Origin of the sequence: Mycobacterium lehmannii (assembly GCF_001499925.1) — a bacterium.
In the GTDB taxonomy this organism is placed as follows: Bacteria; Actinomycetota; Actinomycetes; order Mycobacteriales; family Mycobacteriaceae; genus Mycobacterium; species Mycobacterium lehmannii.
Map to the genome: position 1 here is coordinate 1 of NZ_LQIR01000055.1, position 1,511 is coordinate 1,511.

Sequence of the window (1,511 nt, forward strand, 5' to 3'; positions counted from 1 at the left end):
GGCTAGACGGTATAGGTGACCGTCGGCGTTGAGTCGGGGGTTGCGGGCCGGGGCCCCACTCACCCATGTTCGTGGGTTACCGAGTAGGAAGTCGCCTGCCCGGTCTATCCGACAGTGGTGGGAGGCCCCGGTGTTTATCGAGCGTACGAGTGTTGGACTGGACGTGCACGCACGTTCGGTGGCGGCAGCAGCAATTGACGGTGTCACCGGTGAGATAGTGCAGACCCGGTTGACCCCGTCCCATGAGCACATTCGGTCGTGGATATCGGAGTTGCCTGGCCCGGTGGCGGTGGCTTATGAGGCTGGTCCGACGGGTTTCGGGTTGCAGCGGGCGCTGAACGAGGTGGGTATCCGATGTGAGGTCGTTGCGCCGTCGAAGCTGCAGAAGCCTTCCGGTGACCGCGTCAAGACCGATGCCCGCGACGCGCTGCACCTGTCTCGACTACTGCGCCTCGACGAGGTGACCTCGGTGTCGATCCCCAGCGTGTCCCAGGAAGCGGCCCGGGATCTGGTACGGGCGCGTGAGGACTGCCGTGGCGACTTGATGCGGGCACGTCATCGTCTGTCGAAGCTGCTGTTGCGACACGGCATCGTCTATTACGGAGGCCAGGGGTGGACTGGTGCGCATGACCAGTGGTTGCGCACCGTGGCGGCGCCCCAGTTGAGATCGGCGGCGACGCGAATGGCGTTCGACGCCGATTACGACCATGTGTTGACGATGCAGGCCCGGCGTAGGCGCCTGGACGCGGCGATCGAGGAGATCGCAAAGGACTGTGAGTTCACGCCGATCGTGCGGCGGGTGTCGTGCCTGCGGGGTGTGAGTACGTTGACCGGGTTCGCTTTGGCGGTGGAGATCGGCGATTGGGATCGGTTTACCGGCAACACGATTGGGTCCTTCGTCGGGTTGACGCCGTCGGAGTATTCGTCGGGGTCCTCGCGGGTGCTGGGTGCGATCACCAAGACCGGTAACACTCACGTGCGGCGGTTGTTGGTGGAGGCGGCCTGGCATCACCGGGCCCGGTATCGGGTGGGGGCGGTGATGCGGTCGCGGTGGGACCTCGCCTCGCCGGCTGCTCGCGCCCGCGGCGATGAGGGTAACCGACGCCTGCACGGCAGGTGGGTTGGATTCTTGGAACGGCGAAAGCGGCCGACGGTGGCCAATGTGGCGATCGCACGGGAGCTTGCCGGCTGGTGCTGGTCGCTGGCGGTGATGCAGGACTGACCGCCACCTAATCTGCTTCCTGCCTCAAGCCCGGTGGTGGCAGCGCGTGGATCGACCCGCGACACACCTATGAGCAGACCCCCGGGTCGACGCTCGACGCTAGACACGCGGATGCGATCCAGCCGAAACCCCGTCCTGCGGTAGCCAATCCGCGTATATCAGTCTGACCGCGCGTCGCCAACGACACGCTCACCACACTGACTATCGGAGGAAGCAAAAGAGGCGCCGTCGGGGTAGCTCCCCGGCGGCGCCTCACCTTGCCCTCTTGACAAACTTCTCTACATATCAG

1 protein-coding gene is annotated in these 1,511 nt (G+C 65.1%); it reads left to right on the forward strand.

Features of this window, described 5'->3' with window-relative positions:
- Window positions 1-130: 130 nt before the first annotated feature.
- A complete protein-coding gene (locus AU192_RS20720; protein WP_064399406.1) occupies window positions 131-1,222 on the forward strand; it encodes an IS110 family RNA-guided transposase in 1,092 nt (363 codons plus the stop codon).
- Window positions 1,223-1,511: the final 289 nt, after the last annotated feature.